Annotated in this window: 25 protein-coding genes and 1 tRNA gene; 17 read left to right on the forward strand and 9 right to left on the reverse strand. The window is 45.8% G+C overall.

Going from position 1 to position 21,634, the window contains the following annotated elements; all coding sequences use genetic code 11:
* Positions 1 to 27: 27 nt before the first annotated feature.
* The gene (locus tag LSG37_RS00130; protein ID WP_233077842.1) at positions 28 to 1,794 is read right to left on the reverse strand and encodes an EAL domain-containing protein; all 1,767 of its coding nucleotides are present in this window, start codon (positions 1,792 to 1,794) and stop codon (positions 28 to 30) included.
* Between the two features lie 247 nt (positions 1,795 to 2,041).
* On the opposite strand from LSG37_RS00130, the gene LSG37_RS00135 reads away from it, so the two are divergent.
* From LSG37_RS00135 to LSG37_RS00145, 3 genes are all read left to right on the forward strand, one after another.
* Positions 2,042 to 2,566, forward strand: a complete 525-nt coding sequence (locus LSG37_RS00135; protein ID WP_233077843.1) for an SEL1-like repeat protein — start codon at positions 2,042 to 2,044, stop codon at positions 2,564 to 2,566.
* A gap of 125 nt (positions 2,567 to 2,691) precedes the next feature.
* A complete protein-coding gene (locus tag LSG37_RS00140) occupies positions 2,692 to 3,162 on the forward strand; it encodes a cell division inhibitor SulA (RefSeq protein ID WP_233077844.1) in 471 nt (156 codons plus the stop codon).
* Positions 3,163 to 3,404: 242 nt separating this feature from the next.
* The gene (locus LSG37_RS00145; protein WP_436286412.1) at positions 3,405 to 3,827 is read left to right on the forward strand and encodes a YchJ family metal-binding protein; all 423 of its coding nucleotides are present in this window, start codon (positions 3,405 to 3,407) and stop codon (positions 3,825 to 3,827) included.
* A gap of 7 nt (positions 3,828 to 3,834) precedes the next feature.
* On the opposite strand, the gene LSG37_RS00150 is transcribed toward LSG37_RS00145, so the two are convergent.
* Complete coding sequence (locus LSG37_RS00150) at positions 3,835 to 4,293, reverse strand: VC2046/SO_2500 family protein (protein ID WP_233077846.1); 459 nt, start codon at positions 4,291 to 4,293, stop codon at positions 3,835 to 3,837.
* Between the two features lie 111 nt (positions 4,294 to 4,404).
* Here LSG37_RS00150 and LSG37_RS00155 point away from each other — a divergent pair.
* Positions 4,405 to 4,489: transfer RNA gene (locus LSG37_RS00155), tRNA-Tyr, on the forward strand.
* Between the two features lie 103 nt (positions 4,490 to 4,592).
* Positions 4,593 to 6,281: a response regulator gene (locus tag LSG37_RS00160; RefSeq protein WP_233077847.1), complete on the forward strand. Its 1,689-nt coding sequence runs from the start codon at positions 4,593 to 4,595 to the stop codon at positions 6,279 to 6,281.
* 32 nt (positions 6,282 to 6,313) lie between these two features.
* Here LSG37_RS00160 and deoC read toward each other — a convergent pair whose 3' ends face one another.
* On the reverse strand, positions 6,314 to 7,048 hold the full coding sequence (gene deoC, locus LSG37_RS00165; protein ID WP_233077848.1) for a deoxyribose-phosphate aldolase: 735 nt from the start codon (positions 7,046 to 7,048) through the stop codon (positions 6,314 to 6,316).
* 345 nt (positions 7,049 to 7,393) lie between these two features.
* Positions 7,394 to 8,083 (reverse strand): M48 family metallopeptidase, encoded by a 690-nt coding sequence (locus LSG37_RS00170; RefSeq protein WP_233077849.1) that lies wholly within the window; start codon positions 8,081 to 8,083, stop codon positions 7,394 to 7,396.
* 137 nt (positions 8,084 to 8,220) lie between these two features.
* On the opposite strand from LSG37_RS00170, the gene xthA reads away from it, so the two are divergent.
* Together xthA and LSG37_RS00180 are read left to right on the forward strand one after the other, a co-directional pair.
* Complete coding sequence (gene xthA, locus LSG37_RS00175) at positions 8,221 to 9,033, forward strand: exodeoxyribonuclease III (RefSeq protein ID WP_008898205.1); 813 nt, start codon at positions 8,221 to 8,223, stop codon at positions 9,031 to 9,033.
* A gap of 117 nt (positions 9,034 to 9,150) precedes the next feature.
* On the forward strand, positions 9,151 to 9,657 hold the full coding sequence (locus tag LSG37_RS00180; RefSeq protein WP_233077850.1) for a hypothetical protein: 507 nt from the start codon (positions 9,151 to 9,153) through the stop codon (positions 9,655 to 9,657).
* 14 nt (positions 9,658 to 9,671) lie between these two features.
* Here the strand turns inward: LSG37_RS00180 and yfbV are convergent, their stop codons facing one another.
* Positions 9,672 to 10,115, reverse strand: a complete 444-nt coding sequence (gene yfbV, locus LSG37_RS00185) for a terminus macrodomain insulation protein YfbV (RefSeq protein ID WP_008898203.1) — start codon at positions 10,113 to 10,115, stop codon at positions 9,672 to 9,674.
* A gap of 620 nt (positions 10,116 to 10,735) precedes the next feature.
* Here yfbV and LSG37_RS00190 point away from each other — a divergent pair.
* Genes LSG37_RS00190 through LSG37_RS00210 form a run of 5 tightly spaced genes read left to right on the forward strand, consistent with a single transcriptional unit; the run spans position 10,736 to position 13,679 of the window.
* The gene (locus LSG37_RS00190; protein WP_233077851.1) at positions 10,736 to 11,251 is read left to right on the forward strand and encodes a PTS glucose transporter subunit IIA; all 516 of its coding nucleotides are present in this window, start codon (positions 10,736 to 10,738) and stop codon (positions 11,249 to 11,251) included.
* 13 nt (positions 11,252 to 11,264) lie between these two features.
* Positions 11,265 to 11,618 carry an ArsC family reductase gene (locus LSG37_RS00195; protein ID WP_233077852.1) on the forward strand — a complete coding sequence of 118 codons (354 nt, stop codon included), beginning with the start codon at positions 11,265 to 11,267 and terminating at the stop codon, positions 11,616 to 11,618.
* Positions 11,615 to 12,748 carry a succinyl-diaminopimelate desuccinylase gene (gene dapE / locus LSG37_RS00200; RefSeq protein WP_233077853.1) on the forward strand — a complete coding sequence of 378 codons (1,134 nt, stop codon included), beginning with the start codon at positions 11,615 to 11,617 and terminating at the stop codon, positions 12,746 to 12,748. The genes LSG37_RS00195 and dapE overlap by 4 nt, the downstream gene beginning before the upstream one ends.
* Entirely contained in the window at positions 12,745 to 13,419 is a 675-nt protein-coding gene (locus tag LSG37_RS00205; RefSeq protein ID WP_233077854.1) for a M15 family metallopeptidase, read from the forward strand. Before dapE ends, LSG37_RS00205 begins: the two co-directional genes overlap by 4 nt.
* 2 nt (positions 13,420 to 13,421) lie before the next feature.
* On the forward strand, positions 13,422 to 13,679 hold the full coding sequence (locus tag LSG37_RS00210; RefSeq protein WP_008898198.1) for a Protein of unknown function (DUF2897): 258 nt from the start codon (positions 13,422 to 13,424) through the stop codon (positions 13,677 to 13,679).
* A gap of 18 nt (positions 13,680 to 13,697) precedes the next feature.
* On the opposite strand, the gene yejK is transcribed toward LSG37_RS00210, so the two are convergent.
* A complete protein-coding gene (yejK, locus tag LSG37_RS00215) occupies positions 13,698 to 14,732 on the reverse strand; it encodes a nucleoid-associated protein YejK (protein WP_233077855.1) in 1,035 nt (344 codons plus the stop codon).
* A 71-nt stretch (positions 14,733 to 14,803) separates the two neighbouring features.
* Here yejK and LSG37_RS00220 point away from each other — a divergent pair, with 71 nt between their 5' ends.
* Entirely contained in the window at positions 14,804 to 15,028 is a 225-nt protein-coding gene (locus LSG37_RS00220) for a YejL family protein (RefSeq protein WP_127021904.1), read from the forward strand.
* Positions 15,029 to 15,032: 4 nt separating this feature from the next.
* Positions 15,033 to 16,541: a DUF3413 domain-containing protein gene (locus LSG37_RS00225; protein ID WP_233077856.1), complete on the forward strand. Its 1,509-nt coding sequence runs from the start codon at positions 15,033 to 15,035 to the stop codon at positions 16,539 to 16,541.
* A gap of 54 nt (positions 16,542 to 16,595) precedes the next feature.
* On the opposite strand, the gene LSG37_RS00230 is transcribed toward LSG37_RS00225, so the two are convergent.
* Together LSG37_RS00230 and LSG37_RS00235 are read right to left on the reverse strand one after the other, a co-directional pair.
* Positions 16,596 to 16,895 carry a hypothetical protein gene (locus LSG37_RS00230; RefSeq protein WP_008898194.1) on the reverse strand — a complete coding sequence of 100 codons (300 nt, stop codon included), beginning with the start codon at positions 16,893 to 16,895 and terminating at the stop codon, positions 16,596 to 16,598.
* Positions 16,895 to 17,263 (reverse strand): thiol-disulfide oxidoreductase DCC family protein, encoded by a 369-nt coding sequence (locus LSG37_RS00235; protein WP_233077857.1) that lies wholly within the window; start codon positions 17,261 to 17,263, stop codon positions 16,895 to 16,897. The genes LSG37_RS00230 and LSG37_RS00235 overlap by 1 nt, the downstream gene beginning before the upstream one ends.
* Positions 17,264 to 17,415: 152 nt before the next feature.
* Between LSG37_RS00235 and LSG37_RS00240 the strand changes: the two genes are divergently transcribed.
* From LSG37_RS00240 to LSG37_RS00250, 3 genes are all read left to right on the forward strand, one after another.
* Complete coding sequence (locus tag LSG37_RS00240; RefSeq protein WP_233077858.1) at positions 17,416 to 17,616, forward strand: DUF2061 domain-containing protein; 201 nt, start codon at positions 17,416 to 17,418, stop codon at positions 17,614 to 17,616.
* Between the two features lie 90 nt (positions 17,617 to 17,706).
* A complete protein-coding gene (locus LSG37_RS00245; RefSeq protein WP_233077859.1) occupies positions 17,707 to 18,273 on the forward strand; it encodes a YaeQ family protein in 567 nt (188 codons plus the stop codon).
* Between the two features lie 4 nt (positions 18,274 to 18,277).
* Positions 18,278 to 19,111, forward strand: coding sequence for a CvfB family protein (locus tag LSG37_RS00250; protein ID WP_233077860.1), 834 nt, complete (start codon positions 18,278 to 18,280; stop codon positions 19,109 to 19,111).
* A 73-nt stretch (positions 19,112 to 19,184) separates the two neighbouring features.
* Here LSG37_RS00250 and LSG37_RS00255 read toward each other — a convergent pair whose 3' ends face one another.
* Entirely contained in the window at positions 19,185 to 21,584 is a 2,400-nt protein-coding gene (locus tag LSG37_RS00255; RefSeq protein ID WP_233077861.1) for an EAL domain-containing protein, read from the reverse strand.
* Positions 21,585 to 21,634: the final 50 nt, after the last annotated feature.

A 21,634-nucleotide genomic window follows, 5' to 3' on the forward strand; every position in this document is an offset into this window, starting at 1 on the left:
AACGATTCAAATTGGTCTAGCCAGTCATTAGTTGACTAAGGCATTCTGGCCAGGCCCGCGTCGGCGTGAGATAAACAAAAAATTGCCCTGTGGTTTTTTCGCCTGTGTTTTGGCATCACTGGCCAAAGCAGCCACATCATGATGACAGACACATAACCTCGGGTCGGGAGACACTACCCCAACCGCCAGACTGAGTAAAGGATAAAACACCTGCTCGCCACTGCGATTCTGACTGCGAATGCCTCCAGCCTGCACATGAGCAGTTTCATAATAAAACAGCACCCGCTCGGCAAACTCATTCAGAACCTGCTGACATAACTCCTGCCAGTTTTCGCTGGTGAAAATGACGACAAAATCATCTCCACCCACATGCCCAACAAAATGACCACCTGCCCCGGCTATACTGGTCAGCAGCTCAGCCACCAGTTGGATCACTAAATCGCCTCTGCTGTAACCATAGGTATCGTTGTAGGGTTTAAAGTCGTTTAAATCAAAATAGGCGATATGAAAACTTTTACGCCGCTGCAATAGCCCATCGATTTCACGATAAATGGGTACGTTACCTGGCAATAAAGTCAGAGGATTAGCGTACCGTGCATTTTGTAATTTGCTCTCTGTGATGCGTTTTAATAAAGCCCGCACCGAACCTAACCCCAGATACTTTTGATCGCGGGTGACAATAAAATACCAGCTACCTTCATCATCCTGATCGGTCACCTGCTGACTCAATTGATCCAGGCTGCAATGCTCGTCTACGATCACCGCATCCTGATCCATCAGGGCTTTGACCGTTTTCTTTTCATACAAAGCACGGCCATAAGGGCTTGAGAACAGTTCAAACAATACGGACTTCTGAATAATACCCACAGGCTGTTCGTCTTCAACCACGGCCAGACTGGACCACTGTGGGTTTTTACTGAATATATCAAACAGCTGTGCCACAGTGGTGACACTGGCGACCGCAGGCACTGTTAATAGTAAAGCGCCAACCTGCTCAGTTGAATTAGCTGGCGCACTGCCCTGATTAGGATTGAGCTGATAACTACCCGTGACCACAGCACTCATCACCGCATGAGGGCGGCCTAATAAATAGCCCTGACCATAATCGGCCCCCAGTTCCTGACACAGCAGCAACTCTTCGCGGGTTTCAATACCTTCGGCTACTACAGCTGAGCCTGTGCTTTTTGCCAAAGCAATAATACTGCGGACAAATTCTTTTTTGGTCGGGTCGGCATGCACCTGACTGATAAAGTAGCGGTCAATTTTAATCAGATCGGGTTTAAGCTCAGACCAGAGTTTTAAACCGGAAAAGCCACTGCCTAAATCGTCGATAGCGATACGAAAACCCAGTTCACGGTAATGATGCACTGCATTCACCAGCACTGAGGAGTCATCTACCTGATATTGCTCCGACAGTTCAATCACCACCCGGCTAGGGTCCAATTGATACTGTTTCAGCAGAGCCAGGGTTAACCCGGATGGATGATCATTCGACAGTAATAACAGTGGGTTGACGTTTAAATACAAATCGCCTGGCACAGCAGCTGCGGAAAAAGCCGCAATGCTCAGTTCACGACAAAGCATTTCTAATTCAGGCAAAAGCTGGCATTGATGCGCCACTTTAAATAACACCAGAGGAGAATGTAGTGGACTGTCTGATGGCCCACGGATCAGCGCTTCATAGCCCTGAATATGGCCGGTATTAAAATCCAGTACAGGCTGAAACAGCGGCTGCAACTTACGCTGCTGTAAAATACTGACCAGTTCTTGCCTGTAACTTTCATCTGTCCACATGGTACTGCGCTCATACAACTTCAATATGTGAAGTGTAAGAAGCCTGTGTGACAACCATATGACTATGGTCTTCTCCTGCGACAAGATACAAACCACAGATTTGGCGCGATTCTGGCAAGACAATAGGTCACGGCTGGCTTTATCGTCAGAAAATTGACAGAAGGCAGTATAAAGCAGACTCAATAACTTGACCCTGCCCTATGCCTTGGGTCTAATAGCGCGCTTTTCAAAACCGGATTTTGTATTTATGACAACACCACAGCTTTTAAGCCCAGAATTTACAGGTATTGATGATTTAACTTTGGCTGAAGTGGACGCCAAGTTAAAAGAACATCAGCAGCTACTGCAGGTTTTGTTGCAATCACCTGGCAGCATGTTGTCGTATTTACCGCAAAATGACTCGGCTTTGGTCATTCAGACTGACGCTCAGCACACAACACAACAAGACGCAGAACAACTTTTTCAGCAGGCTGTCGCTTTATCACAACAACAGCATGGGTATCAGGCTGCTACTTTCTACTGTCGTGCTGCTTATGCAGGTCATTTACAGGCGCAGGTTCAGTTAGGTCACTGTTACTTAAAAGGCGCTGGTGTACCTAAGTCTGCCGTATTGGCTTACAGCTGGTTTATTTTGGCGGCTTTACAGCAAGACAATACAGCTGAACAGGCCTGTACAGTACTGTGTAAACACTTAACTGCAGTGGACCAACAGCAGGCTCAACAATTAGCTGCTGAACGATTTGAAAAAATTATCTTACAAAACAATAAGTAACAAGGAATCTTTTCAAAAAGAGCAAAAAACCAGCAAAAACTTTGTAAAAAGAGCTTGCTTTTTAAACAACAGAAAACTACTGTATATCCATACACTGTAAATACAAACAGTACTGGAGCATCACTATGTTGAATTTAAATAAGGCAGTTCAGACTTACTCTTCACTGAACCCAAATCAGTCACAGCATAAAACCGGTCAAACGGCTTTTTATCAAAAACTGCAGGTGACTGCGGGTCAGCTGGCCTTGCCTGAATTGCTGTTTATTATTCAGCAGCATCAACAACACTCAGGCTGGGTGTTGTTACTGGCACCCAATCAGTTGCCGGATAAATCGACCTTCAGTGGTTTTGATCTAGATATGTCCAAAGTGCTGATGATCCAGCAAAAACAAATCAGCAATATTCATACAGTCTTGAGTGACGCCTTAAGCAGCAGCACTTGTAGTGCCGTAGTGGTATGGCAGGATCAGTTCAGCGAAAGCTCACTGCAGCATTATCAGCAACTGGCAGAACAGCACCAAACCTGTTTTTACCAGTTAAGCAGCGACGCCACACAAGCTCAGCGCATGAATCAGCGTATTGCTGTTAGTCATTAATACAGTCCTGAAGCCGGATATAACAAATAACCGGCTTGGCCCTGACAACCGTTTTGCTTACACTAAGCTCTGATGAAAGTGATTAATTGATGTATTTCATTGAAGCTGTTTATTGAGGCTTTGTGGAAGTATCAAAAGCAGAGTGAGTAAACAAAGTGACGGATGTGTTGTCTTTTCCATGTTATTGCGGTTCAGGTAAAAAGTTTTCCAGCTGTTGTGAACCGCTGATCTGTGGCCAGGTTGTGGCAAAAAGCCCGGAGCAACTAATGCGTTCACGGTACAGCGCCTATTGCCATCATGCCAAAGATCCGCAGTGCTACAGTTATATAGTGCAGACTTACCATTCCACTGCCCGCTCGTTACACAATGAGGCAGATATTGCCGACTTCGCCAACGCAGTGCATTTTATTGGGCTAAAAATTCTATCTGATCCGCCACAACCCGAGCAGACATTAACAAGCAACCAGGTGCATTTTATTGCCTCTTATCTGGCAGGCGATAAATTAGAACTGCTGGATGAAGTATCAGATTTTGAACTGGAACAAGGCCGCTGGGTGTATTGCAGTGGTGTATTAACAGAACATCCTTCAGTCAGAGTATCCCGCAACGATCCTTGCCCTTGTGGCAGTGGCCTTAAATTTAAGAAATGCCAACATCGGATTTAACTCAGTATCAGGCGTGCAGCTGATTTAAAATCTCATACAAAGCGGTAGGATCGGCCTGCATCATCTCTGGCTTTTGCTGCACCACATGACGTCTTGCATGCAAACTTAAACCTGACTTCACCTCATCCGGCAGCTTGTGTTTATTGTCTTCCATCACCAAAGGTGCACCTTGTAACGAGTGCATTAAACGCAAAGCGACAGCTCCACCTTGCTGGAAGGCGGTCGCCTGTTGCTTTAAATGCTGTTCGTCTTGTGGTTGAAAACTAAAAGGTCTGGCCTGCTGTATACCCAGTTGCTGGTACAGATCCGGTTGGAATCTGGCACTTTGTGTATCTGGAGTATAAAACTGAGCAGATTCATCGACAGCAGGCGACAGAAAAGCCAGCCACAGCGAAAAATCACTGAACCGGTGTTGCTGTATTGCCTCGTTTAACCGAATACCGGTTTGCCACTCATTTATCAGCATAAAATCTGCACAAAAACATCATATTGTTTGCTTTATCGGCAGTCAGACAAAAAAGTTGAGTAATTTTCTTTACATCAAAATGTTTTTTGATAAGATGCGCACCACACTTGTGGAGGGGTTCCCGAGTGGCCAAAGGGATCAGACTGTAAATCTGCCGGCACTGCCTTCGAAGGTTCGAATCCTTCCCCCTCCACCATTTTCCTTCTGCATTACAGTTCAAAAATAAGTCTCTAAATTTTCCTTGCTAAAATCAAACATATTATCAACACTTGCGATAATTGAATCGATAGGTTTGCTGAATGTCGTACAAAACTCTCGAAAATCTTCGAGTCCTGATTGTTGATGACCAACGCCCCTTCCAGCTATTGCTCAAAGGCATACTGTACTCGATGGGTGCAACCAATATTGCCTTTGTTCTGACCGGCGAACAGGCCTTGTGGAAGTGCATGCATGGCTCTTACGACGTGCTATTTGTGGACTACAACTTAGGTTCAGGCAAAAACGGCCGTCAGTTACTAGAAGATTTGCGCGAGAAAAAACTGCTGCATCCTGCTGCTGTATATATGATAGTGACAGGTGAAAATCAGGTGCCTATGGTAGTAGGCGCTGTAGAAGCAGAACCAGACGACTACATCATCAAACCCTTTTCGCAAAGTGTATTACGCACTCGTCTGGTTAAAATTCAAAATAAGAAAAAGCAGCTTGCACCTATTTATCAGGCCATGTTTGATGAACAACCCGAACTGGTGATCGAAGCCTGTAAGCAAGAACGTGAACAAGCCAGCCGTTATCATTCTTTGTGTGGCCGTATTCAGGCCGAAACTCATTTAAAACTCAAACAGTATCAGGAAGCAGAAGCTTTGCTTTCAGAAACACTGGCCTTTAGTCGCACGAATTGGGCTTTATTGCTGCAGGCTCGCTTGTGTTTTGAACAAGAACGTTATGAAGAAAGCCTGGAGCTTTGTAATGAAGCTATTGATACCAACAGATACTTTGCCGAAGCTTATGATCTGAAAGCCCGCAATTTGATAGCTCAGGGTTTGATGGAAGAGGCCATGGTGGTGATCACTCAGGCTATCGTTATTTCGCCTTTTTCTGTCAGTCGGCAAAATTTGCTAATGGACATCGCCAGGGAAATGGACGATTTGGCCAATCTGGTGCAGGCCAGTAAACAAATTTACGAAATCACCAGACGTTCTGCCCGTCAGGAAGTGGTACACCTGCTGAACTACATCCGTACTGTGATTGATGCGGCTTCGCGGTCTGAAGAGCTGAATCAACGCAACAAGTACCAGCAAGAAGCGCTGATGGCTATTCACAGAGCAAAACGTGAAGATACCGTCATTCGTGACTTTGACTTTGATTTGTTTGAAACCATATGTCAGGCTCGTTTAGAGTCTTTAAGCGGCCAACAATATCTGGCGAAAAAAACCTTTGCCACTGTGTCTGATCGTGTTACCTCGCAAATGAACCCAGAGATCGACCCGGAAAAACCGGATGAACTTCCACCTATACCGCACTGTGCTGCAGATGCTGTATTGTTGCTGAACCAGATTGGTGAGTTTGAACAGGCATCAGCCTTGACGCAGAAGCTACAAAACTTGTCCGGCGCTATCGATCCTATACTGGAAAAACTGTTCAGCGAACAACAAAGCCGCTCATTGAGCCGTCAGGCCAGCTTTAACGAACTCAATAAACAAGGTATTCAGTTCTACAAAGAAAGCAATTACGAGCAGGCTTTGATCCGCTTTGAACAAGCACTGGAAGTTGCCCCAATGAACACTGGCAGTGCGCTGAACTATATTCAGACTGCTATACAGATGATGGCGGATCCAAAACGGAAAAAACCGCTGGAACTGGCGGAAAAATGCCGGAAAACCTTCAGAATTGTCGACAATATGCCGCTACCGGAACACCACAGAGTGCGCCATCAGGAGTTATTGCAACAGTTTAATAAACTCAAAGAAGAAAAACGTTACAGCCGCTAGAACAGAATTCAGCGGCTGAAAACAAGCAGATTTTAATAATCCAATCGCTGACTTAAATCATTTAGCAACGCACTGGCGCCTAAACGCATATAGGCTGGGGTGGCCAGATTACCTGTCAGCTCTTCAAACAATCCCACCAGCTTTAAAGCAAACTCCACTGAACGCACACCACCAGAGGCTTTGAAGCCAACAGGACGGTCAGCGGCAGCAATAACAGCCAACATAATACGGGCCGCTTCTTCAGTAACTCCAACTTTGACTTTGCCAGTCGAGGTTTTAACAAAATCGGCCCCCGACTCCACCACCAGCTCTGTGGCCTTGCTGATTTGCTGACAAGTGACTAATTCACCGGATTCAATAATAATTTTTAAACAAACGCCAGCTGTGGCTTGGCGTACTTCAGCTAAAAAATGTCGAACCTGCTCTGTCTGACCAGATAATAAAGTCTGGTAAGGCAATACGCAGTCAATTTCATCAGCACCAGCGGGCAGGGCCTGCTGAATTTGTTCCAGTACTTCTGATAAAGGCAAAGTACCGGCTGGGAAATTAACCACAGTAGCCAGCTGTACTGCAAGCTGGCGCTGCTGCAAAAAGCTTTTTACCTGTGCCAGATAATCCGGATAGACACAAACAGCTGCTGGCAGAACTGCTGCACCGGCCACATCCTGTTCCAGCCATTGCTGCATAGCATCAGCATTATCCTGATCCGTTAAACGGGTTAAATCGACCAGCTTCATCAGCTGTTGTATACGTAGAGGGTTCGTCATGTTGTGGTCCTGAAAAGAAAATATCGGCTCTGATTGGCCAATTTGCTGTTGATTGGTTTCACTGCGAAGTGAGGTTGTGCTGCGAATTAAAACAGAAAACACGGGCTGCTGGAAAGCTTCTGTTGGGCATTAAAGCCAACAAACTGCAAAGAAAAGCACAAAGATCAAAAAAACGAAAATAAAATGGAATCTTTTGTAACTGCCAGAGTCTGACCTGGTGAATCATCCCATTCTATTCTCCCAAGATGTAAACTTTGCCGGCCTTATGGGTCGGCTTTCTTTTTTTTACGCTCACTACTGTACTTTTCGTGCATTATTTTGGCGAACACTGCGATGATTTGAGTTCTACAACTGCATCCAGTGTTGATTTTGTTTTAACCAAAGCCGGGCTTTGGCCGCGTCCTGGTTAAATTGGCTAACTAAAGCCCAAAAACTTTTACTGTGGTTCATATGGACCAGATGTGCCAGTTCATGCACCACCACATACTGAGCCACCCAGGCCGGTGCCATCAGCAAGCGCCAGTTAAAACTCAGTACACCGGATGAATCACAACTGCCCCATTTCGCTTTAAAATTACAAACCCGCACGTCGCGACAGGAAAGTGACATCCGTTGCTGCTGAAACTGCACCTCTTGCTCAAACCAGAGCTTCGCCTGCTGCAGATAAAATTCAGTCACCAACTTTTCTATCCATTTACTCTGGCTTTGGTTTTTGTTTCGGCTTGATAACTGCAGCCATAAACAATCGCCGTCCAGACTAAATTGGTTCACAGTATCCTGTACAATTTTTAGCTCTAGTTTATCGTCGAATAAAGGAATTCGCCGCTGCACCAGCCAGCCCGGTTCTGAAGTGTGTTGCTGCTGACCCAGATGTTTATCAATCCAGTCTTTTTTCTGCTGAATAAGCTGCTGAATAAATTGCAGATCGCAGCCTGTTGGGGCGGACACCCATAGCTGTCCTGACTGAATTTTCAGTTGAATACTGCGTCTTCTGGCGGAAAACTTTAACTGATAGGCTGGTAATTCAGAACTCACAACATCAGACTCATCAAGGCAAAGGCATAGCTTAAAGTTTGTCGGCGCACTGAGCAAGCAGCGGTTCACGTCAGGGCAGACAAAATGCTAGTATAGAGCTCAAACGCTATTACTCTTATGTGGACCAGAGCATCATCATGAAAATTATCTCTTTTAATATAAATGGCTTACGCGCCAGACCTCACCAAATCGAAGCCTTACTGGCCAAACATTCTCCTGATTTTGTCGGCTTGCAGGAAATTAAAGTGCATGATGATGAATTCCCGCTGGAAGATATGCAGAAATTTGGCTACCACTTGTATTATTTTGGCCAAAAAGGCCATTACGGTGTGGCTATTCTGAGTAAAAAACCTGCACTGTCGATGTTGTATGGTTTTCCAACAGATGCGCCAGATGCTCAGCGCCGTATGCTGATTGGCACTTTTGCGCTGGACAACGGCAAAACCCTGACTTTATTAAATGGCTATTTCCCGCAAGGTGAAAACCGCAGCCATGAAACTAAATTCCCAGCCAAACAAAAGTTTTATGCCGACCTGCAGCAGTATTTAATCAACCACCACAGCCCGGATGATTATGTTGCTGTTATTGGTGACATTAATATCTCCCCTGAAGATCTGGATATCGGCATAGGTGCCGCCAATGCCAAACGCTGGTTAAAAGAAGGCAAATGTTCATTTTTACCGGAAGAACGTGAAATGCTAGCGACATTAAAAGGCTGGGGTTTAATAGATACCTTCCGTGCTTTGCATCCGGATGCCACTGAAAAATACAGCTGGTTTGATTACCGTTCTAAAGGTTTTGATGACAACAGAGGCCTGCGTATCGACGTGGTAATGGCGACTCCACCTTTGGCCGCTTTGTGCACAGAAAGTGACGTAGATTATGAACTGCGCGCTTCAGAGCGTCCTTCTGATCATGCGCCTGTCTGGTCGACTTTTGATCTGAGCTAACTGATGCTGGCGGCATTTTGCCTGTTGTTGTTTGCAGGGTTGGTATTCAGCCGCGACTTCTGGCGCGAATTGCCGCACAAATCCGTGCCCTAGCCTGTGGCCGGGGCCAGTGTTTGCGTGCTTGCCTTGTTATGGCAAACAGATGCTGTTGTGCTGGATGCGTTACCTATTCATTTTCTGGCACTGACTACTTTGATGTTGTTATTTGGTTTGCGCTTAAGTTGCCTGCTTTTTGTGCTGGTAATGGCACTGCAGTGGCTGATGAGCACACAAAGCCTGGATCAATTGCTATGGGCTTTAGTTTGTGGTTGGCTCGTACTGGCGCTGAATTATGGCGTTTACCTTTTCTGTTTCCACTATGTGCAGCGACATCTGTTTATCTATTTATTTATCGGGGCCTTTTTAAACAGCGCTTTGGGTTTAGTGCTCTTTATGCTGCTGCAGGCCTGGTATCAGGCTGATCAATACAGTGCGCATCAGCTCTACGACAGTTACTTAATTTTTATTCCACTGGCGGCTTTGCCGGAAGCCTTGCTCAATGGCATGGCAATGACCCTGCTGGTGATTTACAAACCAGAGTGGGTTTATACCTACTATCAGCGGATTTATTTGTCTGGGAAATAAAGCAGACGACTGGCTTAAAGCCAGTCGCGAAGAAAGGTTTTGTCTAGTTGACCAAATGCCTGTTTTAGCAACAATGCCAAATCAGCATAACGCAACTTGTGTTGAGGATTTTGAGTTTGCAGCCCTTGCGCCTGCATCTTTTGTTTAATTTCACCATACCAGCTACTCAGGCCAGGCGGTAATTCGGTCTGAGCTCTTTTCCCCAGCCAGTACCAGCCCTGAAACGGCATAGATAAAATAAACAGCATCATGGTCAGGATCAGCGGCAATTGGCTTGATCCAAGCTGATTAAACTGCACTACAGCGCCAAGCACAGCTATAACAGGTAGTGTTTTTTGCGCAAATACAGTCATGCGGATAATTTTGTTTTCCGGAAAAACTGCATTTAATTGAGGTACTACAGGCCAGTCGCGGCTGTACTGCATCCCCGCTTTGAGTGTCGAAAACGTAGCTGACATCGCAGGCACTCCTCTTGATGATCGGTGTATTTACCACAAGGTCGTTAGTTCTGAGTCTACCCCCTGTACTTACTATCGTCCAGCTTTGGCTGAAACTAAAGGAAAAATCGACCTGCCTTTGAAATATTCTCTGGTTAGGAGATTAAATCGCGTAAATGGCAACATTTTTAAAACAAACATAGTCCAAATGTTTTACGCTGAAAGTTTCAGATTGAAGATGAAAACTATCACTTTCCTGCCTTTGCTCAACTATTTGCTGAAGGCTAAACTAAACAAATTTTGTGCCATTAGTATTTAATCAATAAATTCATAAACTTAAAACAGTTAAACATAACAACACACAAAGTTATCCACAGAATCTGTGGACAACCGTAATGAAGAATGCATAAGGCTTACATCGTTTTGTCATTAAAAATGACCTGCAGTTATCAGCTTTTCATGACATTTTTATGTTCAAATCAAAGAAACACGCAGTTTTGTTTGACTACCCTGCTCCGCACAAGTTCTGCCAACTGACTAAATGCCCGGAAAAATAATTAGATCACCTATTTCAGGAAGTCTTCGCCAAATTCTGTTTTTTTCGTTACTATCAAGCCACGCTCCTTTAAATGTTTTTGCCCATGTTCAGCCCTTTTAGTCTGTTGCACTGGCATACCAGTCTGGACCCACAGTTAAAATTACGGGTCAGAAGTCCGGTCGACGCGTTCAGCCACAATCGTATGGCAAGCCCCGATACCCTGATGGCGTCAGGCTTACAAGGCGACGGACTTTGGCTTGAGTTGCGCGGAACCACTTTATACAGCCCTTTTACCGCTCTATTCAGCCGGAAAAACCATACAGGTCAACATCTGCAGTTTATTCACACCAGCGGGTTGAAACTGGTACTGGATTTTCCTCTCTACTGTCAGGATAAACAGGGCCTGGGATTTCATTGGCTGGTAGGCGAACAAGCCAATGTTCAGGCAGGACAAGCACTGCTGCATTATGACAAGGCGCTGCTGAGTCAACTTGGCCAGAGCTTTGGATTGTTTTTACGTATTGCACCTCATTCTAAAATTCATAGTATTCATTGCCGTGCAGGTTATCATCAGGCGCTACAAGATGACTTGCTGGCTATTCAATTGGTTAGCGCTTAGGACTTATAGCTTCATGACCCGTATTTATGGTATTAAAAATTGTGACACTATTAAAAAAGCCCGCAAATGGCTGGACCAGCAGCAGCTATCGCACCAGTATATTGATTACCGTCAGGATGGAATTGATGCGGCACTTTTAGCAGAATTTATGCAGCAGTTGCAGTGGCAACAGCTGCTGAACACCAAAGGTACCACCTACAGAGCTTTGCCGGATGCAGACAAACAAGACATGACGGCAGAAAAAGCTGTAGCACTGATGCTGGCGCAACCTGCGCTGATTAAACGACCTGTGCTTGAACACAATGGCCAGTATCATCTTGGTTTTTCAGAACAAAATTATCAGACAATTTTTGGGATCTCCGCATGAGTACAGCAGTATTAGATCTGACCAAAGACTTGATCAGCCGCCAGTCGGTCACGCCGGAAGACGCAGGTTGCCAGCAATTAATGGCAAAGCGCCTTGAAGCTTTAGGTTTCACTATCGAATCAATGTTCTTTGAAGACACCCTCAATTTATGGGCTCGCAGAGGTCAGGGCAAAGCTTTGTTCTGTTTTGCCGGTCATACCGACGTAGTGCCAACAGGACCACTGGATCAGTGGACCAGCCCGCCATTTGCGCCTGAAATTCGGGATGGCATGCTGTATGGCCGTGGTGCTGCAGATATGAAAGGCAGTCTGGCTGCTATGGTGGTGGCAACAGAGCGTTTTTTAGCGACCAATCCAGAGCTTACAGCTGATATCGCATTTTTAATTACCAGCGATGAAGAAGGCCCATTTATCAATGGCACTAAACGAGTGATCGAAGTGCTGGAGAGCCGTCAGGAAAAAATAACATGGTGTTTAGTGGGTGAGCCATCCAGCAGCCAGCAATTGGGCGACGTGATTAAAAATGGTCGTCGGGGGTCTTTAACAGGTTATCTGACCGTTAAAGGTATTCAGGGCCATGTGGCTTATCCACACCTGGTGGATAACCCTATTCACAAAGCAGCTCCTGCGCTAGCAGAATTAGCTCAAACGGTCTGGGATCAAGGCAATGCTTATTTCCCTGCCACCAGTTTTCAGATCTCCAATATTCATGCAGGTACTGGTGCCACTAATGTGGTACCTGGCGATGTGCAACTGACCTTTAACTTCCGTTACAGCACTGAAGTGACAGCAGAACAGTTGCAACAGCGGGTTCTGGCGATTTTAGAAAAACATGGCCTGAACTACAGCATCGACTGGATCCTCAACGGCCTGCCCTTCCTGACTGATAGCGGTGAACTGGTGGCTGCTGCCGTGCACGCAGTGCAACAAGTCAAAGGTTATGCGCCATCACTGGAAACAACTGGTGGTACCTCTGATGGTCGTTTTATCGCGCCTACTGGTGCGCAGGTGCTGGAATTAGGGCCTTGCAACGCCACCATCCATAAAATTAACGAATCTGTAGCAGTCGCTGATTTAGAGCCTCTAGCCGATATGTACCAGCATATTTTGCAACAACTGGTCGCCAAATGAGTCTGGCCAGGCTTCTGACAGGTTTTGATGAAACTGCTCTGGTTGAACTGGAGCAGCGACATCGTTTATTGCCGGACGTCAAAGCCGCATATCAGAAGATGCAACAGGCTGCGGCTTTGGATGGTATCGAGTTAGCCCTCGTATCGTCTTATCGCTCTTTTGCTCAACAAGCGCGCATTTGGACAGCTAAATATAGCGGTGAGCGCGCTGTTTATAACAAAGCCCAACAACAAGTTGATATCCATAACTTAACTGGCTTTGCCAAAGTAGAAGCTATTTTGTTGTACTCAGCTTTGCCCGGCGCCAGTCGTCATCACTGGGGCACGGATCTGGATGTATTTGACAAGGCAGCAGTAGCAGCTGATTATCAAGTGCAATTACTGGATGCTGAGTATCAGCAAGGTGGTCCTTTTTACGCTTTGGACCAATGGTTACAGCAACGTGCTGCCGACTTTGGCTTTTTCCGGCCTTATTTATACGATCAAGGCGGCGTGGCAAAAGAAGCCTGGCATTTAAGCTATCGTCCTTTGGCCGAGGTTTTTTTAAACTCCTTTGAGCACAGCATGCTGGCTCACGCTATCACTCAAAGTGAACTGCCGGATAAAGCATTGTTGCTTGAACATCTGCCGCTGATTTTTCAGCGTTATGTCTGCACTATTTGTAAGGATTAAATATGACCCTAAACCTATGGTGGATGCTGCTTATTATTTTTGGCCTGGTGCTGGGTAATTTGTGGTTGCTGCGCCTGAATAAAAAACGCCAGCAGGTAAAACCAAGAAAAGAAATCAAACAGAAAAAAACCACTGAAGGTGGTGTCACCGGAACTATAGTGGCGGGCAGCGGTACAGAAGTACACAAGAACAAACAGCTTGATACTGACCACCACAACTCATCAGAGGGTGGCTCTGATGGCGGTGGTGGCACTGACTAGCATTTTTCAGCTGGCATTTTAGCCTTTGTTGTCAAAGCTGGAAAAACCTTTTAAAAAGCGTTGCAGCTGATCTTTTAGGTTCGGCGGCACGCCCTGAATAATCAGCAGATCTTTTTCTATATCGTAGCGGATACGATCGCCTAAATGCTTTTGTTCAAAGCTGATACTGACGCCACCACCAGCACCTGAAAACTTCACCAGGGTTTTTAACTCTTTTACATCCACAGGGAATTGGTCTGGTACTTCAATATTCTGCTCTGCACAATAATCAGTAAAAGCACGGGCATCACTGCTGTCGATAGTGGCCGACAGTTCCTGTAAATGCACATCCAAACCTTGTTTGGTTTGCTCTTCACAGTAGTCATAGACTTGTTTACGCACTGCGGACTTTTCACTGGCATCATAATCAGAGGCCGATAAATACTCTTCAACAGAAGAGAGCACCACTTTGCTTTGCTCTTTGGCGACCATGCCTTCAGCACAACCTAAAAAGTCGAGGAAAAAGTCAGCGACTTTACGCCCTGCTCTGCCACGTATAAAGGAAATGTACTTGTTTTGCTCCGGACTGGTTTGGTATTCGGTTAAATCGATACGGGCTGCCAGTTGCATCCGGGCTATATCCAGATGCTGATCGGTGCTGAGCAATAACTCAGGCGTGACACTGAAATGATCTTTGCTGCCTAATAAAGTGACCAGCACATATTCCGTCGCCAGATACCGATAATGACAGAGCATAAAATAACCGGTTTCCTGAATTTGATGCTGCACCAGTTGCACCACCAACTGGCTGGTGGCTTGTTCCGCCAGTTGCAAAAAGCTGCGCTCCTGAGCTTGCCACTGGGCTAAAGGCAACGCCATTCTGTCCTGTAAGTCGTCAGCAAAAGTGGCATAGCCCTTGGCTGGTTTGCCGTTATAGGCTAAATGCAGTTGCTCGATTAAATGCGCCACAGATTGCGATACCGGCACCAACTCCTGACGAAATTGCGCCTGCAACTGCTCACTTTCAGTACTTTCGATAAAATTTATTGCCAGATGTAACACATCGACGGACATATATTTTCCTGTTCTCAGCTAATTCTGCTAGTATTCCCCGCTGTTCCATTTTATTTCGAGCAGAGACCTTCATGCCTATTGTATCAAAGTATTCGACCGACCAAATTGAAAAGATCGTTAACACTCTGCTGGAGCAATTACGCTCAGAAGATGCGACGACAGAATTAAGCCTGATGTGTTTAGGCAATACCATCAGTCATATTATCAATACCAGTGTTCCTGCTGCTCAGCGTATGGATGTGGTGACTCATTTTGGTCAGGCGCTCAAAGACGCCGTCAACAGCAAGAAACAATAACTCTATGGTGCTGGAACAAAACCTGTCATTGGTCAATAAAGTAAACCGCCTGCTGAACTGGGGTCACTGGTTTACTTTTTTTAATATCCTGCTGGCGCTGGTGATCACATCAGCCTACTGGTGGGCAGAACCTTTGCCACAAAGTATCACCGGCTGGTTGTATCTGGTGACCAACTGGCTGGGCCACACCGCCTTTTTGTGTTTTTTATTTTTTATTCTGACGATATTCCCTGTCACTCTGATTTTTCCATACCAGCGCCATGTGCGCGGTATAGCAGCTGCTTTAGCCACCTTAGGTCTGGTTGCGCTCATTTTTGATGCTTATGTGTATCACGCCCTTGGCTACCATGTCGGCAGCGCCTCCAGCGAACAAACCATAGATTTATTACGTCAGCAGGTGGTGACCAATCTACGTAATTTTATTCTGATCACTTCTGTAGTCGCTGCTTTGTTATTAGCCATAGAACTGGTGCTGAGTAACTTATGCTGGAAAAAAGTGCCGCGACTGCAAGCATCTGGTATAGGTCAACCCGCACTTTATCTGTTTTTAGGCTGTTTTGTGACCAGCCACAGCCTGCATATCTGGGCCGATGCCCAGCTGGATCTGGATGTGCTGAAACAGGACAATGTGTTGCCTTTTACTTATCCGGCGACAGCCAATACTTTTTTAGCTAAGTACAAAGTGCTGGATTTATCCCGCTTACAAGAAAATAAAGCAGAACAGTTGCAGCGCCCTACCAACTGGCGTGAACCAGAAGCTTTGCTATGTACAAATCAACAAAGGGACGCGGTTACAGTACTGATTGTGCCCGCTTTATCTGCTGCTGACATTGCACTTTTAGAGCAACAGAACTTTAAAGCACATCAACAACATTTTGCGCCGGTCGAAGCACCCAGTGCATTGCTGAATTTACTTTATGGCAGCATGCAGTTGAATAAAGACATGATGAGCGTTTTACAACAAGCTCCAGCCTGGATGGCGCAAGTGCCAGCCGGACAACTGAGTATCAGCGCCAGTGATGCACAATTCCAACAACTACTGCCTTGGTTAGCCTTAACCCCAGATGCAGCTGCTCCAGTGCAGATAAAATTCAGCAGCGATTTAGCAACAGACTTAGTTCAGTCCGATCAAGGGCAACATCTGTTAGTCTTGACTCAACAAGCAGCAGATTCACAATTTGATCTGGCACCCGCTCAGCTTTACAGCCGTTGGCCTGCTTTACATCGGGCTATATCCAATACAGTGACCCAACATCTGGATTTGATCCCGACTCTGTTGGCTCAGGTCGGCTGCCACAGCAACTGGCCTGGTGATAATTGGTTCAAACCTTCTGCTTATCCAAAGCTGAATTTATTACCTCACCAGATGGTCAGTTTTAAAAAGGACAAAATGATTTTAGTGCGGGATGATGGCAGTTACGGTGTTTGGTCTGCAGGCACTCTGGTGCCACTGAATGAAAAACTGGATATCCCTCAGTTGACCGACGCATTAAAACGGGTGCAACAGCAGTAACTGCAAAACAAGCTTTTAAAAAACCACCGAGCGGTGGTTTTTTATTGCCTACACCTATTGAAGCCTTTTTGGCGCTTTGATCAATCGATCACGTTTGCCCTGCAACTCAAGCTCAGCCAAATGAAATAAATTAGTAAAGACCAAAGCAGGTGCTTCCCGCTGGAACGTCTCCACAAAGGCGATGCTGGCTTCAGCAATCAGTTGATTCACTTTTTGATCATACAAAGAATAGCCATCATAACTGTATGGTTCGTTCAATTCAGCCAACTGGTGCTGCTTTTGCTGACGCATAAACCAGTTGATTAAAAACTCATACTCTTTGACATCCAAAAGTTCACGACAATCTAACCCCATCAGGGTTTCTCCTGTTTTTGCACCCAGCGCTGGAGGTACGGCCTTAGTTTCAAAAACAAGCTATACAGCCGGTCAGCGCACCAGGTAACGGGCGGTACTTTGAGTAAGAGTCCAAGCATACGCCAATAAGCAAATTGCGACCAGAGCATAGCAAAAGCGGCCGCGCCTTTATAATAGACCTGGCCGTTTACCCGCACATGCATACGCGCAAGTGCGCTGCATCTGTCCAATTCTGGTGGCAGCTGTGCATGTAAATCGGTTAAATCCGACCAGATAATAGGCACCCTACTTTTCAGTGCACGAAAGTAATTAATTTCGCGCCGGCACAAGGGGCAACCGCCATCATAAAAAACTTCTAGTGAATTCATCCTATGCTCCTGTTGTCTCACACAATACGTTCGTATATCACTTCAGGATCGGCTGAACATAAAAAACGATAGCGATGATTGGATTAATTCGTTTTCGATGAATAGTACAGCAGGCTAAGCTCATTACATATTAAGGCATCTGGAGCCACATCATGTTAAAAACTATGACTTTTGCTGTATTGCATTTTACCGTCGCGTTTAGCGTCACCTATGTATTAACCGGAGATCTGTTGGTGGGTGGTTTAGTCGCGACCATAGAGCCAGCCATCAATACTGTCGCTTACTTTTTTCATGAGAAAGCATGGAACCGTATCGCACTGCGGCAAAAGCAGCATCATCAACTACAAGCCTGAGTCGTTCCATCTCAGGCTATTCACACAAGCTGCATTATTCCGACGAACAAGGTACACTAGCGCCCTTTTGATTTGTTCCGCGGATTTGTTATGGCCTTAAAGGCAACCATTTTTAAAGCAAGCCTTGCTGTGGCCGACATGTCGCGCCATCATTATCAGGACTATAACCTGACGTTAGCCCAGCACCCTTCTGAAACCACAGAGCGTATGATGTTACGTCTGCTGGCCTTCGCTTTGTGTGCCCATGAAGATTTAACCTTCGGTAAAGGTATTTCCGATGACGATGAAGCAGCTGTTTATCGTCAAAACCTGACAGGTGATTATCAGTTGTGGATTGAACTGGGTTTGCCGGAAGAAAAACGTTTACGTCGCGCCAGCCATAAAACAGAGCAGTTGCTTTTAGTCGCTTACGGCGGCACTGCAGTGGATAAATGGTACAGCTCTGAACAAAAAGCCCTGAGTCAGTTAAAAAACCTGACCATAGTAGCCGTCTCCCCGGGAGATACAGCAGAGCTGGCAAAATTATGCGACCGCACTATGCAGTTGCAATGCACTATTAATGAAGGCCAGGTCTGGTTTGGCAATGCAGCCCAGAGCGTGCAGGTTCAATTACAATTTATTCAACAGTCAAACCCAGCTTTGCTGGCATCGGAGTAATCACATGACCCAACTCGCTTTAGGCAAACTGAACAAACTGGCAGTCAAAAAGCAGGTCGAATTTGGCGTGTACTTAGATGGCCTAAGCTGGGGTGATATTTTATTACCTAAACGTTATGTGCCTGCCGGCACAGAGATTGGTACAGTGCTTGAAGTACTGCTGTATCTGGATTCTGAAGATCAGCTGATTGCCACTACAGAAAAACCTTATGTGATGGTCGGTCAAGTAGCACAGCTCAAAGCTGTGGCTATCACCAAGGTAGGCGCCTTTTTAAACTGGGGCCTGAAAAAAGATCTGCTGGTGCCTTTTAGCGAACAACAAATTCCGATGCAGCTGGATAAATATTACCTGGTGTACTGTTATGTTGATAAAAGTAACCGTATTGTCGCCTCAGCCAAGCTGGACAGATACATAGGCAAAGATACGCCGGATTATCAACCAGGCGATGAAGTACAGTTTTATGTCGCTTCTCAGACTGACCTTGGCTACAAAGTAGTAGTGGATCATCAGCACTGGGGCTTATTGTATAAAAATCAGGTGTTTAAACCACTGCGTATCGGCTACAAAGGCACAGCTTATGTGCAAAAAATGCGTGACGACTTCCGTATTGATTTGATGCTGGATAAACCTGGTTATGAAAAAGCTCAGGCTTTTACTGATGTGATTTTAGAGCGCTTAAAGCACAAAGGCGGCAGCTTGCCGATATCGGATAAAAGCACGCCGGAGCAGATTTACGGTGAGTTTGGTGTCAGTAAAAAAATGTTCAAACAAGCCATAGGCGCTTTGTACAAAGCGGGAAAAATCGTTATTGAAGCAGACGCTATTCGTCTGGTTTGATGTGGCCTGCTTGAAATCGAATTTTAACCGGATACGGGCGGGGATAAACCCCGCCCCTACATTTCGGCTAGGTTTAACGTAGCCACTTCACTGCATCATTAGCAGGCAACGCCTTAGCAAACCAATAGCCCTGTCCGGCGTCACAACCTAGTTCTTTTAATAACTGCCGCTGTAAACTGGTTTCCACCCCTTCTGCCACTACTTTTAAATTCAAGGTTTTTGCCAAAGCAATCACAGTATTCACCACAGGGTTGTCCTGAATTCGGGGTTTCATATTGGCAATAAAAGAGCGGTCGATTTTCAGCACGTCCAGCTTAAATTCGTTTAGATAACTTAAACTGGAATACCCGGTGCCAAAGTCATCTAGCAGTACCTTTACACCATGCTGGCGCAACTGTTTTAAACACAAACGCGCTTGTTCAATATTTTCAATCAGTGCCCGTTCAGTGATTTCAATCGCCAGATAACGGGCAGGAACATCCGCTTCGGCCAGTTTCTGGATCACAGCTGTTGCGAAATCCGGCTCTGAAAATGCCAAACCTGACACATTGACGCTGACATAAAAAGGCGTGGCGTAATTTTCTTTCCACAGACGGATCTGTTCGATACTTTGCCTAAGCACATAATGGTCAATCAGACCTATCAAACCATTTTTTTCCGCAAAAGGAATAAATTGATCCGGCGTGATCAGGCCCTGAGTCTGGTGAGTCCAGCGAATTAAAGCTTCAAATCCCAGAGTGTCATCGGTTTCAAGACTGATAATGGGCTGATAATTCAGCACAAAATGCTGCTGCGCCAAAGCGGCTTTGATCTCCAGTCCTAGCCTGAACTCCTGGCTCTCCTGTGCCTGCATATCCGCAGAATAAATACGGTACACACCACGACCATCCTGTTTGGCCTGGTACATGGCGATATCAGCGCGGCGAATCAGCTCGTCCGCAGACTGCAGTTGATCTCCGGAATTGGCTAACGCTATACCAATACTGCAAGAGGTCAGCAACGTATGTTCACCCACCAGCAAAGGTTGCTGCAGCGCCTGAATAATACGTTGAGCCACATCTGTTACATCACAAAGTCCTGCCACATCCTCCAAAACAACAGCAAATTCATCGCCACCTAAACGGGCCAGCGTATCGGTCTGACGCATACATTGTTTCAGCACCCGTCCAACCTGGATCAGAAAATCATCGCCGACTTGATGACCTAAAGTGTCATTCACTGTTTTAAAACGATCTAAATCCAGATACATCACTGCCAGATGATTGGCTGGAAATCGTTGCATACGTTTAAAGGCCTGACCAATTCTGTCCATCAACAGACTGCGGTTGGGCAAAGCGGTTAACGCATCATGCAGCGCCTGATGCTGCAGACGTTTTTCGGAAAAGACCCGCTCCAGCGCATTGGAGATATGTTGGGAGACAAAATTCATCAATTCCAGATCACGTTCAGTGTACTGAATATTAGCGACATAGCTTTGCACTACCACCACACCACGCACAGTGTCACTGGACTGAAAAGGCACACCCAACCAGGCCTCGGGCTCAGAACCATACGCATTGACATCATACTCGCGTTCAAAGTCGGCTATTTGTTCACGCAGGATCAGCAGCGGTTTATTGGTCCGAAATACATGCCCGGTCAGGCTGTGTTCCAACACATCTTTGCCAAACACCTGATCCGGATGCAAGGTGTCTTCGGTGTCGGCAAAGTATGGAAACTGCAATAATTCGGTTTCATCATCAAACAAAGCAATAAAGAAGTTGGGTGCATAAATCAGCGAATTTACAATCTGATGCATTCTTTTGTAGAAGCTGGAGAAGTCATTGGCAAAATAAGAGAAGGAGGCAATTTCGTATAAGGCTTTTTGTAATCTTTCTGCGTATTCAAGTTTACTGACCGACGACTCTAAGGTGTCCAGCATCTGCGATTTTCGGAGTTTACTGGCCAGAATGGAGGCCACAACTTCCAGAATTTGCTGATGTTCAACGGTAAAATAATTAATGTGAGAATGTTCACAGTCAATCACGCCCAGTAACTCATCCCCATCCAGGATAGGCACCACCAGCTCAGATAAGCTGGGAACTAAGTCAGCGATATAGTGCGGATCATTCCGGGTATCAGAGACCAATACAGAGTTTTTTGTACTGGCAGCATACCCCACCAAACCATGGCCTACTTTCAGTTCAGCAATACCTAAATGGGAGGGTAAGTCGCGGGTCCCGGTACCGGCTCTGCGCACCAGGGTTTGCCGATCAGTCGCCAAAATAAAAATGGCACAATCGACAAAACCTAAGCCTGCCACGACATGCTTCGCAGCATAATTAAGAATGTCATCCGCGCCCGTCAACTCATGCAGATCAATGGCAAACTGATTAATTAAGCTTAGTCTGGCATTTTCTTGCTGTAACAGCTGAAGTTGAGCGTGAAGGACACTGATATCAGTTTGGGGCTGGGGAGTGGTCACGGTCGTCATACAGACTCTACTAGATTAATCCGTAGAAAGTTATAAACGACCGTGCTTTA

The organism is Rheinheimera soli (assembly GCF_021290985.1).
GTDB lineage: Bacteria > Pseudomonadota > Gammaproteobacteria > Enterobacterales > Alteromonadaceae > Pararheinheimera > Pararheinheimera soli.

Coding starts and splice junctions, on each gene's coding strand:
- LSG37_RS00130 (WP_233077842.1), bottom strand. CDS start 1,794: ATGTGGACAGATGAAAGTTACAGGCAAGAACTGGTCAGTATTTTACAG.
- LSG37_RS00135 (WP_233077843.1), top strand. CDS start 2,042: ATGACAACACCACAGCTTTTAAGCCCAGAATTTACAGGTATTGATGAT.
- LSG37_RS00140 (WP_233077844.1), top strand. CDS start 2,692: ATGTTGAATTTAAATAAGGCAGTTCAGACTTACTCTTCACTGAACCCA.
- LSG37_RS00150 (WP_233077846.1), bottom strand. CDS start 4,293: ATGCTGATAAATGAGTGGCAAACCGGTATTCGGTTAAACGAGGCAATA.
- LSG37_RS00160 (WP_233077847.1), top strand. CDS start 4,593: ATGTCGTACAAAACTCTCGAAAATCTTCGAGTCCTGATTGTTGATGAC.
- deoC (WP_233077848.1), bottom strand. CDS start 7,048: ATGACGAACCCTCTACGTATACAACAGCTGATGAAGCTGGTCGATTTA.
- xthA (WP_008898205.1), top strand. CDS start 8,221: ATGAAAATTATCTCTTTTAATATAAATGGCTTACGCGCCAGACCTCAC.
- yfbV (WP_008898203.1), bottom strand. CDS start 10,115: ATGTCAGCTACGTTTTCGACACTCAAAGCGGGGATGCAGTACAGCCGC.
- LSG37_RS00190 (WP_233077851.1), top strand. CDS start 10,736: ATGTTCAGCCCTTTTAGTCTGTTGCACTGGCATACCAGTCTGGACCCA.
- LSG37_RS00195 (WP_233077852.1), top strand. CDS start 11,265: ATGACCCGTATTTATGGTATTAAAAATTGTGACACTATTAAAAAAGCC.
- dapE (WP_233077853.1), top strand. CDS start 11,615: ATGAGTACAGCAGTATTAGATCTGACCAAAGACTTGATCAGCCGCCAG.
- LSG37_RS00205 (WP_233077854.1), top strand. CDS start 12,745: ATGAGTCTGGCCAGGCTTCTGACAGGTTTTGATGAAACTGCTCTGGTT.
- LSG37_RS00210 (WP_008898198.1), top strand. CDS start 13,422: ATGACCCTAAACCTATGGTGGATGCTGCTTATTATTTTTGGCCTGGTG.
- yejK (WP_233077855.1), bottom strand. CDS start 14,732: ATGTCCGTCGATGTGTTACATCTGGCAATAAATTTTATCGAAAGTACT.
- LSG37_RS00220 (WP_127021904.1), top strand. CDS start 14,804: ATGCCTATTGTATCAAAGTATTCGACCGACCAAATTGAAAAGATCGTT.
- LSG37_RS00225 (WP_233077856.1), top strand. CDS start 15,033: ATGGTGCTGGAACAAAACCTGTCATTGGTCAATAAAGTAAACCGCCTG.
- LSG37_RS00230 (WP_008898194.1), bottom strand. CDS start 16,895: ATGGGGTTAGATTGTCGTGAACTTTTGGATGTCAAAGAGTATGAGTTT.
- LSG37_RS00235 (WP_233077857.1), bottom strand. CDS start 17,263: ATGAATTCACTAGAAGTTTTTTATGATGGCGGTTGCCCCTTGTGCCGG.
- LSG37_RS00240 (WP_233077858.1), top strand. CDS start 17,416: ATGTTAAAAACTATGACTTTTGCTGTATTGCATTTTACCGTCGCGTTT.
- LSG37_RS00245 (WP_233077859.1), top strand. CDS start 17,707: ATGGCCTTAAAGGCAACCATTTTTAAAGCAAGCCTTGCTGTGGCCGAC.
- LSG37_RS00250 (WP_233077860.1), top strand. CDS start 18,278: ATGACCCAACTCGCTTTAGGCAAACTGAACAAACTGGCAGTCAAAAAG.
- LSG37_RS00255 (WP_233077861.1), bottom strand. CDS start 21,584: ATGACGACCGTGACCACTCCCCAGCCCCAAACTGATATCAGTGTCCTT.